This window comes from Kitasatospora sp. NPDC001095, from assembly GCF_053598615.1.
This window is the reverse complement of record NZ_JBSFKQ010000006.1, coordinates 158100-173116: the sequence shown is the minus strand read 5'-3', so window position 1 is coordinate 173116 and position 15017 is coordinate 158100. Positions and strand designations below refer to the sequence as shown.

The window sequence follows — 15017 nt, the reverse complement described above, 5'->3', positions numbered from 1 at the left end:
GTTCCGGCATGCGCCCCATGCGTACGGCCGCCGCCGCCCTGATCGGCGCGACGGCGCTGACCGGCCTGACGGCCCCCCTCGCATCCGCCAGGGACGGCTCCGCCTCGGTCAGCCCGTCCCAGGCCGCACCGGGCCAGACCGTGCGGGTCACGGTCTCCTGCGAGAAGTCGGACAAGCCCGACGCCAAGACCGTCACCGCCCGCTCCGCCGCCTTCGAAGGCGGCCCGGCGACCCTCACCCTGGGCCCCGACGGCAAGCACAGCGGCTCCGCCCGGCTGGCAGGCCAGCACACCGGGGACAGCAGGGTCGACGGCACCTGCCCGGACGGCGGGGCCTTCGCCACCACCGTCAAGGTCGCCGCCGAGACCTCCACCACCCCCGACAGGAGCCTCGGCGAGTGGGGCGAGGCCGCGGGGGAGTGGGCCGGCTCGCTCGGGCAGTCCGGCGCCGACAGCCGGCAGGTCGCCCCGCACGGCTCCGTGCAGACCGGCCTCGGCGGCTCGGTCGCGGCGAACCCGGCGGAACTGGCCGGCGGCCTCGCGCTGGTCGGGGGCGGCGTCGGCGGCTTCTGGCTGCTGCGGAGGCGCGGTGCCTGAGGCCTCGCCCCGCGCCCGAGGGCGCGTCCCCGTGTCGCGCCGCCGGAGCCCTTGAGGGCCGGCGGCGCGGCAGTATGTCGGACGGTCGGACGGTCGGGTGATGCGGCTGTCCGATGATCCGACGACCAGGGTCAGGAGATTCCGGCGGTCAGGCGGTCTGCGGCCCGGCGCCGTTGTCGGCCTCGCGGTGGAGCCGCTCCTGGTGCCGGAGGGTGCCGTCCGCCAGCAGGTACTGGGCCAGCACATAGGTCGCCATGATCCAGAACTGATGGCCCGGCAGCTCCCGCCACTTCGCCAGCTGGGTGGCGATCAGCGTGTCGGAGAGCAGGAACAGCGCCCCGCCCAGTCCGGTCCGCCAGCCCAGCCCGGCCGAGGTGACGGCCGTCGAGGCCAGCAGCAGGCTGTAGCCGGCCACCGGTACGCGCAGGTCGCCGAGGTCCGGCCAGAGCTGTCCGACCATGGCCACCCAGGCCGTCGCGTACGCGGCCGCGACCACTAGGGCCCGGCGGCGGTCACTGAGCGCGCCGCGCTGGACGAACATCGTCACGTAGCAGACGTGCGCCGCCGCGAACGAGCCCATGCCCGCGAGGAACGCGGGGTCGTTCTTCAGCTGGAGCAGCACGTCCCCGCCCGCGCTCAGCAGCAGCGCCGGCGCCAGCAGCTTCGGCGCCTCCCGGCCGGCCTTCGCGGCCGCCGTCACGCTGTGCGCGGCCAGCAGTGGCATCAGGGCCGGCTTGGTGGCGTTCTGGAGCACCGAGACGCCGGAGGCGATCGCGCCCAGGTGCGCCGCCGAGGTGGCCGCGAAGCCGCCCAGCAGGCCGGTGGCCGAGCGCAGGCGTGCTCCGAGGCCGACGCGGTTGGTGGTCCGGACAGTCATGCGTGCGCCTCTCGGTGATCTGCTGCTTCGGACCGACCCTAGAGGAGCCGGAGCGGCGGCGGAAGAGCGGGTTACCGGTGCGTAACCCCCGTCGGGCACGACGGATGACGGGGCGGTCGGTTAGCGGAGCGCGGGCGCCCGCTTCGAGGGCTCTTGCGGAGAGATCCTCAGGAGGGCGGTTGCTGCCGTCGGGTGACCCGGGCACCGTCTAGTCTGGACCCCGACATGGATCAGCAGGAGTACGCGGTCGGCGCCACCCGGGTGGCCGCCGGCAGGCCGGACGGACGCACGGGCGGGGCAGGACGGGGAACCGCCGCCGCCGTCCTCGCCGTACGCGAAGCCGGGCCCGCCGCCGACGTCACGCTCTCGCCCGACCCCGGACTGCTGCGCCTGGCCCACTGGTTCGCCGCCGCCACCCCCGGCACCGCCGACGACCTCTGTGCCGCCTCCTTCGGCCTCTACCCGGCGCGCCACCTCGGCGGCGCCGCCGAACCCGCCGCCGAGCCCGGCGTCAGCTGGTGGCACGGCCCCACCGCGCACGGTGCCACACCCGTTCGCCCCCGCGAGGACCGCACCGACGGCGGCCTGCGCCGCGCCCGGCGCGACGACGCCGCACTGCCCGTCGTCCGGTCAGGTGCCAAGCCGGGCAGGCCGGGTCGGCACCGCAGGCCCGAGGGCACGCCGGTGGCGCCGCCCACCGTGACGGCGCAGGATCGTTCCGGCGAGGAGCTCCCCGCGGCCGAACGCCGGATCGCCGCCCGGCTGTTGCTCGCCCATCCGCTGGTCACCGCCTCCGGCCCGCACGCCGACGGCTTTCCGCTGATCCGCCGTCACCGCGACTGGCTCGCCGAGCGCTTCGACACCCTGCTCGGCTACCGTCTCGTGGTCGGCCCCTGGCACGCCCGGCTCTGCAAGGCCGGCCTCGGCGCCGACGCCGCCCGCCGCCTCGAACACCCCGTCACCGGCGCGCCGTTCACCCCGGCCGCGTACGCCCAACTCGCCCTCGTACTGGCCCTGTTGGTCGACGCCCCGGAGGAGCTGGCGTACCGGCGGCTGCTCGACGCGATGGGCGCCGCCGCACCCGAACTCGCCGCCGAACAGGCCGACCTCGACATGGCGCTGGCCGCGCTGGCCGGCTGGCAGGTGCTCGGCGAGCTGCCCGCCGACCCGGCCGACGGCTCCTTCGTGCTGACCGTGGACCGCGAACTCGCCCGTGCCGTCCCGGCCGGCCCGCCCGCCCTCGCCGACGACGCCGACGACCTGATCCGCCGCGCCGCCGAGGCCGAACCCGCCACCGCCGTCCGCCGCCTGCTCGCCGAGACGCCCGCCGTCCTGGCCGCCGACCTCCCCGAGGACCACCGCGCCTGGCTGGCCGAGCACCGGCTCAGCGGCCCGGCGGCGCTCGCCGAGTTCCTCGGCCTCGAGGCCGAACTCCGGGCCGAGGGCGTCGCCCTGCTCGACCCGGCCGCCGAACTCACCGACCTCGCGCTCCCCGGCGCCGGCACCCTCGCCCAGGCCGCCCTGCTGCTGGTCGAGCGCCTGGTGGAGGAGGTCCGCCCGCTGCCCGGCGAGACGGTGGCCGGCGACGTCCCGATCCCGGACGCGCTGATAGACGGGGTCCTCGGCGACATCGCGGACGAGTACGGCCTCCCCGCCCGCTACCTCGCCGACCGCACCGCCCTGCGGCGCGACGCCCTCGACCTGCTCCACCGCCTCGCCCTGATCGCCCCCACCCCCCACCCCACCCGGCCCCCGGCCTGGCGCCTGCGCCCCCCGGCCGCCCGCTACGCCCCGGCCCCCGACCTCCACCCCACTCCCGGCACCGGCCGCCACTCCCGCCCCGGCCCGTTCGTCCCACCCCCGCCCGGCCCCCGCACCGAACAGCGGGCGTAGCGGGGCCTGCGCCCCCGGCGGCCCGCTTCGCCCCGGCCCCTGATCTTCACCCCGTCCCCGGTATCGGCCGCCCGTCACGCCCTGGCGCCCGACCTCCACCCCACTCCCGGCACCGGCCGCCACTCCCGCCCCGGCCCGCTCGTCGTGCCCGCCAGTGACCGGCCGGGGGTACCTGCTCGGTGATGGCGGAAAGCAAGAAGCACCGCGTCCGGTGTGGGACCGCGGTGCCGGGTGGGTCGGATGGCTACTTGCTGGCGGAGGCGCTGGTGACGGGGCCGTGTTCGACGGTTTCCACGGTGGCGCCGACGCCCAGGGTGCCGAGGGCGATCGAGGCGAGGACGGCGGTGACGGCGAGCAGCCGGCGGTGCCATCGGGGCAGGGGGAAGCGCGGTTCCTGGAAGGGCGCCTGAGGGCTGGCGTTCATGACAGGGAGGTTTCCAGGGCGGTGTGAACGGTCGGTACGCGCGGGTGAAGTCCGGACGGGGGTTGGGCGTCGGTTGGCCGCATATGCCCCACCCGTCGCCGGGCGGGGCATATGTCCTGGTCAGCGGCGTGTGCTCGACTCGCCGACGACCTCGCGGACGGCGTCCCGCAGACCGTGCGGCGGGTGGACGCGGGAGGGGGCGGCGGCCGGGTCCTCGCGGAGCTCCTTCACCAGCGAGACGCACAGCAGCATCATCACCACCACGAACGGCAGCGCGACCAGGATCGTCGCGTTCTGGAGTGCGGTGAGTCCGCCGGCCAGCAGCAGGGCCGCCGCGACGCCGCCCATCAGCACGCCCCAGACCACCACCAGCCAGGTGCGCGGGTGCAGCGAGCCCCGACTGGAGAGCGAGCCGAGCACCAGCGAGGCGGAGTCGGCGCTGGTGATGAAGAAGGTCATCACCAGCAGCACCGCGACCACGCTGGTCACCGAGCCGAGCGGCAGCGAGCGCAGCATCTCGAACAGCGAGGCCTCCGGGCCCTGCGGGATGGTCGCGACGAGGTCGGCCGCACCGGTGGTGACCAGCCGGATCGCGGTGCCGCCCATCACGCAGAACCAGAGGACCGTCGCCCCGCTGGGCACCAGCAGCACGCCGAGCAGGAACTGTCGCACGGTGCGGCCGCGCGAGATCCGCGCGATGAAGGTGCCGACGAAGGGCGCCCAGGAGAGCCACCAGGCCCAGTAGAAGATCGTCCAGGAACCGAGCCAGCCCTCGTCGGTGAAGGCGCCGGTCTGGGTGGACATCACGAGCAGGTCGGAGAGGTAGCCGCCGACCGAGGAGGGGATCGCGTCGAGGGCGAACACCGTCGGGCCGAACACGAAGACGAAGAGCATGATCAGCGAGGCCAGGACGACGTTCGCGGTGGAGAGCCACTTCACACCCTTGTGTACCCCGGAGAACGCGGAGACCACGAACGCGGCGGTCAGCGAGCCGATGATGACCAACTGGGCGTTCTGGGTGTTGCGGACGGAGGAGATGTAGCCGAGCCCGTCGGCGACCTGGAGCGCGCCGAGGCCGAGGCTGGTCGCGGAGCCGAAGACGGTCGCGAACACGGCCAGCAGGTCGATCGTCCGCCCGGCCCAGCCGTCCGCGCCGCGCTGTCCGATCAGCGGGACGAAGGCGGCGGAGATCCGGTTGCCCCGGCCCTTGCGGAAGGTGGTGTAGGCGAGGGCCAGGCCGCCGACCGCGTAGATCGCCCACGGGTGCAGGGTCCAGTGGAAGAGCGAGAACTCCAGGGCCTGCTGGGCGGCGGCCGCGCTCTGCGGTTCCAGACCGGAGCCGGGCTGCGGGGTGGCGAAGAGCTGGAGCGGCTCGCCGACGCCGTAGAACATCAGGCCGATGCCCATGCCGGCGCTGAACATCATGGCGATCCAGGCGAGGGTGGAGAACTCGGGCCGGTCGTCGTCGCGGCCGAGCCTGATCCGGCCGAACCGGCTGAACGCGAGCAGCACGCTGAGCACCAGGAAGACGTCGGCGGCCACCACGAACAGCCAGCCGAAGTTGTGCAGCACCCAGCCGAGCGCCGTGTCGGAGGTACGGCCGAGCGAGTCCTCGGCGAAGACGCCCCAGGCGACCACCGCCAGGACCAGGACCGCGCCGATGCCGAACACCGCCCGGTCGGCCGGAAGGGTCGCGGCGGGTTCGTCGGGCTCCTTCGCGGGCTGGTCGGGCGGGGGCGGCTGGCTGTTCATCGGATGGACCTCTCGACATACTCGGCGGGCTCGGCGCGCTCGAAATCAAGCTGTATGTCGTACTATGTCCAGTTCGCTCCGCCGGCGGCGGGACGGCGCGCCGGGACGCGCCGGGTCGGGATTCACGTCCCGTCAGGCCGCCCGCTCCTCGCCGTAGCCGTGCCCGGACTCGTGCCTGGAGCCGTGGCCGGAGTCGTGTGCGGTGGCGATGTAGTGGGAGAGCGCGCGCCGGTTGCGGGCGAGGTCCTCGATCCGGGAGTCCAGGTCGGCGAGTTCGTCGCGCAGGATGGCGAGCAGCTGCGGGCAGGCCTCCAGGACGGGGACGGGGCCGGTGGCGCAGGGCAGCAGCTCGGCGATGACCCGGGTGCTCAGGCCGGCCGCGAGCAGGCTGCGGATCTGCCACACCCGGACGGTGTCCTCCTCGCCGTACTCGCGGTGGCCGGCCGTCGTCCGGCCCGGCCGGAGCAGGCCCTGCTCCTCGTAGTAGCGGAGCAGGCGGGTGGACACCCCGGTCAGGCGGGCGAGTTCTCCGATGCGCATGACCGGGCGAACGCCGCCGCCCGTCGGGGTGTTCCCGGGCGGCCTCGACTCGCTGTGAACTCCGCTGCCAGGCCCGGCGGTTCGGGAGAGGAATCGGCCATCGACGGGTGTTCGCAGGTGAGTTCGGACGCGGGCCGGGGTTTCCCCGGGGACCGGAACGGTAGGAGTCCAGACGGTGAGAAGGTCGGGCTGGGGAACGGGGCCCGTCCAGGATGGCCTTCACGCCCCGGGCGTGGTCGCGCGCAGCCGAACCTCCAACGCTGACACGGAAGGAACACCGTTCATGGACAACGAGGTCCGCATTCCGAACGAAGCAACCCCGACACAGGACACCCCGGCACGGGGCGCCAGGGCACAGGACACCAGGGCACAGGGGCGTGCGGCCGGGGACGGTACGCCGCCCGCCGACGGCATGGAGCGCCGGACGCTGCTGCGGATGGCCACCGCCGCCGGGGCGCTCGCCGCGCCGGTCCCGGCCGTCCCGGCGCTCGCCCAGGGCCGGGCGGCCGCCGCCGAGGAGGGGCCCACGCCCGCCCCCGGCCCCGCGACTGCTCCCGCCGCCGCGTCCTCGCCCGTGCCCGGGATCGTCAAACCACTGCCCGCCGAGTGGTTCGTGCCGCACGGCACCAACGCCGAGACGCGCTGGGACGCCTTCCGTGACGCCGACGGCGACGCCGTTGTCGGCCGCCACGTCCCGGTGGAACGGTTCTTCGTCCGCAACCACACCAGCACCCCGCTGATCGACCCCGACACCTGGCGCCTGCGGGTCTTCGGCAGCGGCCTGCGCGGCGCCCCGACGGCCGAGCACCCGGTCGAGTTCGGCCTCGAGGAGCTGCGGGAGCTGCCCTCCACCCGGATCAGCGCGCTGATCGAGTGCGCCGGCAACGGCCGCAGCTACTACGCCGGCCAGCAGGGCCAGCCCGTCCCGGGCACGCCGTGGACGCTGGGCGGCGTCGGCTCGGCGAGCTGGCGGGGCGTCCGGCTGGCCGAGGTGCTGCGGGCCGCCGGGCTGACCGGTGCGGCGGTGGACGTGCTTCCCGTCGGCCTGGACCCGGACTACGTCGTCGGCGGCACCAACTACGGCCCGGTGCGCCGCCCGCTGCCGATCGCCAAGGCGCTGGACGACGTGCTGCTCGCGTACGAGATGAACGGCGAGCCGCTGACCCCGGACCACGGCGCGCCGGCCCGGCTGGTGGTGCCCGGCTGGGTGGGCATCGCCTCGATCAAGTGGGTGGGCAGCCTGGAGGTCGCCGACCGTCCGCTGTACTCGCCGTGGAACACCGACTTCTACCGCATGTTCGGCCCGGACTACCCGCCCGGCGGTGGCGAGCCGCTCACCATCCAGGTGGTCAAGAGCGCCTTCGAGCTGGCGGCGGGCGCGCGGCTGGCGGCGGGCCGCCGGCACCGGCTGCACGGGCGCTCCTGGTCCGGAGCGGCGGCGGTGCGCCGGGTCGAGGTGAGCGCCGACGGCGGCCGGACGTGGCGGAGCGCCGACCTGCGCGACGAGCCGCAGGCCGACGGCTGGACGCGCTGGAGCATCGACTGGCACCCCGAGCGGCCCGGCCGGTACGAGCTGCGCGCCCGCGCGACGGACCAGCGGGGCAACACCCAGCCCGAGCGGGCGGTGTTCAACCGGGAGGGCTACCTGTTCGGAGCGGTGGTGGCCCACCCCGTGACGGTGGTCTGAGCGCTGCCGGTGCCCTGAGCCGTGTGGCCCTGGGTCGCGCCGGCGCCCTGGGCCGTGCCCGGCGCCCTGGGCCGGCGGGCGCTCAGCCGGTGGACTGGACCTCGTACGGGGCCGGGTAGCGCGTCTCGTACGGGTTCAGCACCAGCCGCACCACGTCCTCCAGGCGCCGCCGAGCGTCCCCGAGGGTGGTGCGGCCGGTCACCCAGGCGGTCAGCTCGCCCTGCCAGGCGTGGGCGACGATGTGCCGCACCAGGTCGCTCGCGGCGGCCGGCACCTCGGCCGTCACGGCCTGCAGGGCGGTGCTGTCGGCCCGGGCCATGCCCTGCAGCGCCTCGCTGGCGAACGGGTCAGTGGAGGCGGCCACGGCCACCCGTAGCCGGGCGAGTTCGGGCTGCCGCTGGTAGGCCCGCATCCCGCCCCGGACGAACCGCACCGCCCGGTCGGTGGCCCCCAGTCCGGCCCTCGGCCCGCGCAACTCCGCCACCAGGTCGGCCAGCAGCAGGCGATGCCACTCGGCGATCGCCGCTGCCAGGAGGTGGTCCTTGGAGGAGAAGTAGCGGTACGCCGTCCCCAGGGCGACTCCGGACCGCTCGCAGACCTGCTTCATCTGCATCCGCTCGACGCCGATCTCGTTCACCAGGGCGAGCGCGGCCGCGATCAGGCTTTCGCGGCGTTCGAGCTGACGCGGAGACATCGCCTCCACCGGCCGTGGTGACAGGTCAACCTTGGTCACCCGCACCATGATACGGGCCGGGGCCGCTCAGGAGTATGACGCCGTCCGGCCCCCGTCCGTTCGTGCGGTGGTCACCGGGCCGCGAGGGCGTCACGAGGGGTCGCGGATCAGCGCCTCCTGGACGGCGGAGGCGACCAGTCGGCCGTCCAGGTCGTAGAACTCGCCGAGCGCCAGGCCCCGGCCGTCCGAGGAGGACGGGCTGCGCTGGGCGAACAGCAGCCACTCGTCGGCCCGGAACGGGCGGTGGAACCACATGGCGTGGTCCAGCGAGGCCATCACCAGGCGGGGCGGTTCGGTGCGCTGGAAGAAGTTTGGCTGCACGTTCAGCCCGGCGGTGGAGGCCAGGGTGAGGTCGGACAGGTAGGTGAGGGCGCCGGCGTGCAGCAGCGGGTCGCCGTCCGGCAGCGGGGAGGCGGTGCGCATCCAGACGAAGTGCTGGAGCAGACCGGGAACGGCCGGCGGCAGTCCCGGGGCGTCCGCCGGGACGAACCGCACGTCGAGGTCGCGGAAGCCGCCGCCCGCGGCGAGCGCCCGGCGCACCTCCTCGGGCAGCCGGGCGACGGCGTTCGGCAGCGACTCGGGGTGGGGCAGCGGAGGGACCTCGCGCTGGCGGTCGGGGGCCGGCTCGGGGTGCTTGAAGGACGCCGAGAGGGTGAAGATCTCGTTGCGCCCCTGGAGCGCCGTCACCCGGCGGGTGGTGTACGACACGCCGTCGCGGACCCGCTCGACCAGGTAGTCGATCGGGTGCTCCGGGGAGCCCGGCAGCAGGAAGTAGCCGTGCAGCGAGTGCACCGGGCGCTGCTTGCGGGAGGTGCGCCCGGCGGCGACGAGCGCCTGCGCGGCCACATGGCCGCCGAAGGCCCGCATCGGGGCGCCGGCGTGGCAGTGGCCCCGGAACGTGTTCTCGTCCAGCTGCTCGATCTCCAGCAGCTCGGCGAACGGGGCGGCCGGCCGGGCGTGCCGTTCGGCCCGGACGTGGGGTTCGGTCAGGTCGGTCACGAGGCCATAGTGGCAGAAGCCAACCGTGCCGCGGTGTGACCTGGGTAACGTCGTCGCGGTGGTCGTCGGATGACATAGAACACGTTCCAGTTCGATTCTCGGGTCGAGGGGGCGGGAGGCCCGTCCGGGGCCGGTGCCGAGGCGGGGCCGGTGTCGAGGTCGGTGCCGTCCCGGCGAATTGTCAGTGTCCTCACCTAACGTGCTCGGCATGACGCAATCCGCACAGGCGTACGCCTATCTGCGCCCGTCGGCCGTCCTGGACGGCGCCGACGGCCGGCGCCTCGACCTGGCCACCTCCGGCGGCGCCACCCCGCTCGGCGCCGCCGCCAACCCGCGCTTCTTCGCGGGCTTCCTGGCCGATCCGGCGCCGGCCGCCGCGGCCCTGCTCGCGGTCGCGGACGTCGCCGCCGCGCGCTACTACCAGCCGCAGCTGCGCGCCTCGCTCGACCCGGTGGTCACCGCCCACGGGGACCGGCTGCGCTTCGAGTCCTTCTCGGGCTGCTGCGGCGTCTACGCCCGGCTCGACGTGCTCCAGGCCGGGCTCGACGGGGACGAGATCGGTCACGGCACCACCAACGTGGACGTCAACAACCCGCTGCGCGAGGCGCTGACCAGGATCGGCCCCGCCGATCCGCTGCACCTCGCGGTCGGGCCGGACGCGCTGGAGGTCACCACCTTCGACGGCCCGCTGGTCGAGAAGAAGGTCCCGCTGCCGGAGCGCTGGCTGCGCGGCTTCGCCGAGACCCAGGTGGTGGCCGCCGGCTTCGAGCTGCGCGCCGAGCTGCCCGCCGCCGAGGCGGTCCGCTTCCTGCGCTCGCTGCCGCGGGCCGGGCGCGGCGGGCGGGCCGGCGTCGGCTGGGTCGTCCCGGCCGGGACGTCACTGCGGCCGACCACCCGTCCGGTCCCCGGCGCGGTCTGCCTGCCCGGGCCCGAGCGGCTGGTCGCGCTCCAGCGGGTGCTGCGGCACGCGCTCGCCCTGCGGGTGTACGGGCCGGTGCCGGCCGGGGAGCCCACCGCCTCCGCCTGGGAGGCGGTGCTGCCCGGCATGCGGCTGACCCTGACGCTGTCGCCGGACGCGTCCCGGGGCTTCTCCGGCGAGGGCGGCGTGCTCGACTCGCTCGCCACCGCGTCGGCCGAGCGGGACGCCGAGCTGATCGCGGTGCTGCTCGCCTGGGAGCCCCGGATCGAGGTCGGGGACCTCGCCGCCCAGTCCGGGCTGAGCCCCGAGCGGGTCCGTGCCGCGCTCACCCGGCTGGGCACCGCCGGGCAGATCGGCTACGACGCCGCCGAGGCCGCGTACTTCCACCGCCAGCTCCCGTACGACGCCGGGCGGGCCGAGACGGCCAACCCCCGGCTTCGGGCCGCCCGGGCACTGGTCGCGGCGGGCGCGGTGCGACTCGAGGAGGGCGGGGAGACGGCCGTCGTCACCGTGGACGACCACATCCAGCGGGTGCGCACGGACGCGTCGGGACGGTCGAGTTGCACCTGCCTGTGGTGGGGCAATTACCGGGGCGGGCGCGGGCCGTGCAAACACGCGCTGGCGGTCGGGATGGTGCGGGACGCGACTGCCGGGGCCGTGGAGACGGTCGGGACGGTGGAGGCCACCGGGGCTGCGGGGACGAAGGGGGCCGGAGCGTGAGCACGACCTCGGACACCGACCGGCAGGGGCCGGTCGACGAGCTGCTCGCCGCCGTCCGGTCCGGTCGGCTGGCGCGGATACCGGAGCTGCTGGCCGCCCTGGACCCGGCCCAGCGGCGGGCCTGCCTGCCCGCCCTCAAGGAGCTGCGCAAGGAACTGCGCCAGGACTGGTCACGGGAGTCGGCCGAGGCCAAGGGCAGGCTGCTGGTGGCCGGGGCCGGCTGCCACGCCGGCCCGGCCGGCGCCGCCACCTGGCTGGCCGGCAGCGACTTCGGCGTCCGGGACTGGGCCCGGAACTCCGTGCTGCACCAGGTCATCGAGGCGCAGCCGGTGGAGTGGCAGGTCGAGGTGGTCACCCGGCTCGCCGCCCGGCCGGTGCGGAGCTGGGGCTGGTCGATGTACCCGGTGATCGAGGCGGTGGTCCGGCGCACCGGCTGCGAGGTGCCGCGCGGCGAGTCCTTCGTCCGGAGCTGGATGGACCACATCGACGAAACGGGCGGCCCGCGCCCGACGCTGGCCGCCACGCTGCGCGAGGACGCCTTCACCCCGGTGCTGCTGCCCGAGCTGTTCGAACTCGCCGATGTCGGCTACACGTTGACCTTCCGGCTCAGCCCGCGCCCCGGCGACATCTGGACGGAGGCGATCGGCGAACTGGCCGCGGCCGGAGTGGTGGACCGCGTCCAGCTGCTCGACCGCTGCCTCGCCCGACTGCTGCGCGGCGGCAAGGCGACCGACCAACGGGCCTTCCTGGAGGTGCTGCGGGCGCTCGCCCCGACGGCCGAGGAGTACGCGGCCAGGGTGCGCGACCTGGTGGCCCTGCTGGACGGCCTGTCAGTGATCGCCGGGCACGCCCAGGACGTCCTCGCCGGGCTGGACGAGGCCGGCCTGATCGAGCCCGAGGTGCTCACCGAGGCCTCGGCGGTGGTGCTGTTCCGGAACGAGAAGAAGCTGGTCCGCGCCCAGCTGGCCTGGCTGGAGAAGGCCGCCCGGCGTGCGCCCGCGCGTTCGGGACCGGTGGTGCTGGCCGCGGCCGAGGCCTTCGGACATCCGGACACGGCCCTCCAGGAGCGGGCGCTGAACGTGGTGGACCGTCACCTGAAGGCGGCGGGGGAGGCGGTGCTGGCGGAGCTGCGCTCCGCCGCCGAGACGCTCAACCCGGCCCACCACCGGCGCGCGGGCGAGCTGTTCGGCGCGCCGGTCGGCGGCGACGGGGACGACCCGGACACCGGGTGGAACGAACTCCTGCCGCCTGCCCCCGAGCCGCGCCCGCTCGGCGCGCCGATCGGCTCGGCGGCCGAACTCGCGGAGGAACTGTCCGCCCTGCTCGCGGCGCGCGAGCCCGGCATGGCGGCCTTCGAACGGGTGCTGGACGGGCTGGTCCGGCTGACCTACCGGGACCGGGCGGCGCTGGTCGAGGCGCTGGAGCCGGTCCGCCGGGTGCACCCGTGGCGCGGCACCGGCAGCTGGGGGGACTGCACGCCCCGGGAGATCCTGTTCGTGGTGGCCGCGGTGGCCGGTGAGCTCCCGCCGCGCCGGTTCTGGGACTCCCTCCGCGGAAGGGACGGCTCGGCGCTGCGCGGGCCGGGCACCACCGTGCCCGGGGCCGTTCTCGCTGCCCGACTGGAGGAGGCGGCCTGGCAGGTGACGGCCACCCGGCCGCCGTACCTGCTCGCGACCCCGACCGATGCCACCGGCGCGCTGGACCCGGCCGTGCTGGTCGAGCGGATCGCCGGGTACGAGGCGGCGGGTGTCACACCGGGGAAGGCCGACCTGTCCCAGGCCCTGCTGCGGGTCGGGCCGGTGGCGGTCGGGCCGGTGGCGGTCGGGCCGGTGGCGGTCGGGTCGGTGGCAGAGGAGGCGGCGCTGAAGGCCGCCGAGGCGCTCACCTCCCCGGCCGGGCGCCGGCTGGCGCACTGGCTGCGCACCGGCGGACTGCACGGTCAGCCGTCCGAGCGGGTGCTGTTCGCGCCCGGCAAGGGGCTGCGGCGCACCAACGTGTACGGGGACCGCTGGTGGGAGGAGATCGAGCGGATCGCCGTCGCCCAGCCGGGCATCGGCGCCGGGCCGGTGGGGCCGGGTGGCGAGCGGCTCCCCAGCGAGTTCCTGGCTCTGCTGGACGGCACCGAGCCCAGCGTGGCCCGCGCCCGCAAGGTGTACGACTGGAGCCGGCGGCCCGTCGCGCACTGGTTCGCGATGCTCCCCTGGCACCGGGAGGAGCTGGCCGCGCGCTGGCTCGACCCCTTCGCCGAGGGCGCCGACCGGGACGAGCGCGGGGCCGCCGGCCACCTCCCGCTGCTCGCCGAGGCCGGCGGCCCGGCCGGGCTCGCGCTGCACCTGGCGCTGGCGTACGGCCTGGGCGCCCGGCACGTCGAGGACCGGACGGCGGCGGTGGACGCGCTGCTGGTGCTCGCCGCGCGCGGCGACCTGGACGGCGCGCTGCTCGGCCGCGAACTCGGGGCCCTGGTGGCCTGCGGCACGGTGACGGCCGGCCGGCTGGGAGCGGCACTCACCCTGGCTGCGGAGAGCGGCGCCCGGGCGACGGTCTGGTCGGTGCTCGGGGCGGCCCTGCCGGCCCTCCTGGGGGAGGCCGACCCGTCGACGCGCGGGCTGGGTGACCTGATCGCGCTGGCCACCGACTGCGCCCGGCGCACCGGCGCCCGCGGGCCGGTCGCCGAGGTGACGGCGGCGGCCGGGCGCGGCGGCGCGGGCCGGGTGGTCAAGGAGGCCCGGGCGCTACGGGACGTCCTCGCGGGCTGAAGGGCTGGGCCGTTGACGGGCCGGGTGGTGACGGGCCGCGGTGCGGGACCGGGGTGGCGCGGGACCGGGGTGGTGCGGGCGCGGGGTGGTGCGGGGTCCGGTGCGGGGCGGGCCTAGGGTGGGCGGGACCTTCCGCCTGCCCTGCCCACCGGAGCGCCCGTGCTGCACCTTCGCCTGATCGTCCCGCCCGACCTCCGGAACCGCGTGCTGGACTGCCTGGACGAGGTCGTCGGGGTGACACACGTCGTCCTGCTCCCGGACGCGGCCGTCCGGCCCGCCGGTGACGTGGTGCTCTGCGACGTGGCCCGCGAGGCGGCGGACGAGGCCCTGGGCGCGCTGCGCGCCACGGGGCTGGCCGAGCGCGGCGCGATCGACGTCTCGGCGGTCGAGCTGACCCTCTCGGCGGCGGCAGAGGAGGCCGAGCGGCTGGCCCCCGGGGAGGGGGCGGACGCGCTGGTGTGGGAGTCGGTCTCCGAGATCACCCACGAGGAGTCCACCCTCACGTGGGTGTTCCTGGCCTTCCTCACCACAGCCACCATGCTCGCGGCCTGTGGCGCGGTGCTGGACAGCGCGATCCTGATCGTCGGCGCGATGGCCGTCGGACCGGAGTTCGGGCCGCTGGCCGGGCTCTGCGTGGCGGTCGTCCAGCGACGGCTGCGCCCGGCACTGCGATCGTTGAACGCGCTGGTGACGGGTTTCGTGGTGGCGATGGGGCTGACGGTCTGCTTCGGGATGCTGATGGAAGGCCTCGGGCTGTTCAGCGAGGCGAGGTTCGACGCCGTGCGGCCGAACACCTCGTTCATCTGGCAGCCGGACGCGACGTCCTTCGTGGTCGCCTTCCTGGCGGGCGTCGCGGGGCTGCTCTCGCTCACCTCCTCGAAGGCCGGGGCCCTGGTCGGCGTGGCGATCTCGGTCACGACCGTCCCCGCCGCGGCCAATGCGGCCGTCGCCCTCGGCTACGGCGACGTCAAGCAGTTCTGGGGCTCCAGCGTGCAGTTGCTGCTGAACCTGCTGGGGATCGTGCTGGCCGGGGTGCTGACCCTGTTGGTCCAGCAGGCGGCTTGGGCGGTGATCCGGCGTCGACGGGTGACGGCGAAGGGCTGACGGGTTTCAGCTGACGA

At 75.5% G+C, this 15017-nt stretch carries 12 protein-coding genes; 6 read left to right on the top strand and 6 right to left on the bottom strand.

The features are described 5' to 3' along the window. The first annotated feature begins 8 nt into the window (after positions 1-8). Positions 9-596: a hypothetical protein gene (locus tag ACWDBB_RS08430; RefSeq protein ID WP_449788822.1), complete on the top strand. Its 588-nt coding sequence runs from the start codon at positions 9-11 to the stop codon at positions 594-596. A gap of 148 nt (positions 597-744) precedes the next feature. Here ACWDBB_RS08430 and ACWDBB_RS08425 read toward each other — a convergent pair whose 3' ends face one another. Beyond that, positions 745-1473 (bottom strand): lysoplasmalogenase, encoded by a 729-nt coding sequence (locus ACWDBB_RS08425; protein WP_449788821.1) that lies wholly within the window; start codon positions 1471-1473, stop codon positions 745-747. Positions 1474-1698: 225 nt separating this feature from the next. Between ACWDBB_RS08425 and ACWDBB_RS08420 the strand changes: the two genes are divergently transcribed. After that, positions 1699-3366, top strand: a complete 1668-nt coding sequence (locus tag ACWDBB_RS08420; RefSeq protein WP_449788820.1) for a DUF2398 family protein — start codon at positions 1699-1701, stop codon at positions 3364-3366. Positions 3367-3610: 244 nt separating this feature from the next. Here the strand turns inward: ACWDBB_RS08420 and ACWDBB_RS08415 are convergent, their stop codons facing one another. From ACWDBB_RS08415 to ACWDBB_RS08405, 3 genes are all read right to left on the bottom strand, one after another. Beyond that, the gene (locus ACWDBB_RS08415) at positions 3611-3790 is read right to left on the bottom strand and encodes a hypothetical protein (RefSeq protein WP_449788819.1); all 180 of its coding nucleotides are present in this window, start codon (positions 3788-3790) and stop codon (positions 3611-3613) included. Between the two features lie 120 nt (positions 3791-3910). After that, positions 3911-5542, bottom strand: coding sequence for a BCCT family transporter (locus ACWDBB_RS08410; RefSeq protein WP_449788818.1), 1632 nt, complete (start codon positions 5540-5542; stop codon positions 3911-3913). A 132-nt stretch (positions 5543-5674) separates the two neighbouring features. After that, the gene (locus ACWDBB_RS08405; RefSeq protein WP_449788817.1) at positions 5675-6082 is read right to left on the bottom strand and encodes a MerR family transcriptional regulator; all 408 of its coding nucleotides are present in this window, start codon (positions 6080-6082) and stop codon (positions 5675-5677) included. Between the two features lie 283 nt (positions 6083-6365). On the opposite strand from ACWDBB_RS08405, the gene ACWDBB_RS08400 reads away from it, so the two are divergent. Next, positions 6366-7769, top strand: coding sequence for a sulfite oxidase (locus ACWDBB_RS08400; protein ID WP_449788816.1), 1404 nt, complete (start codon positions 6366-6368; stop codon positions 7767-7769). An 82-nt stretch (positions 7770-7851) separates the two neighbouring features. Here ACWDBB_RS08400 and ACWDBB_RS08395 read toward each other — a convergent pair whose 3' ends face one another. Beyond that, positions 7852-8502, bottom strand: a complete 651-nt coding sequence (locus ACWDBB_RS08395) for a TetR/AcrR family transcriptional regulator (protein ID WP_449788815.1) — start codon at positions 8500-8502, stop codon at positions 7852-7854. Positions 8503-8592: 90 nt separating this feature from the next. Then, positions 8593-9501 (bottom strand): acyl-CoA thioesterase, encoded by a 909-nt coding sequence (locus tag ACWDBB_RS08390; protein ID WP_392875396.1) that lies wholly within the window; start codon positions 9499-9501, stop codon positions 8593-8595. Positions 9502-9709: 208 nt separating this feature from the next. Here ACWDBB_RS08390 and ACWDBB_RS08385 point away from each other — a divergent pair, with 208 nt between their 5' ends. The 3 genes from ACWDBB_RS08385 (at position 9710) to ACWDBB_RS08375 (ending at position 15000) form a co-directional block, all read left to right on the top strand. Next, positions 9710-11140, top strand: coding sequence for an SWIM zinc finger family protein (locus ACWDBB_RS08385; RefSeq protein WP_449788814.1), 1431 nt, complete (start codon positions 9710-9712; stop codon positions 11138-11140). After that, positions 11137-13896 (top strand): DUF6493 family protein, encoded by a 2760-nt coding sequence (locus tag ACWDBB_RS08380; protein WP_449788813.1) that lies wholly within the window; start codon positions 11137-11139, stop codon positions 13894-13896. Before ACWDBB_RS08385 ends, ACWDBB_RS08380 begins: the two co-directional genes overlap by 4 nt. 159 nt (positions 13897-14055) lie before the next feature. After that, the gene (locus ACWDBB_RS08375) at positions 14056-15000 is read left to right on the top strand and encodes a DUF389 domain-containing protein (RefSeq protein ID WP_449788812.1); all 945 of its coding nucleotides are present in this window, start codon (positions 14056-14058) and stop codon (positions 14998-15000) included. Positions 15001-15017 lie beyond the last annotated feature (17 nt).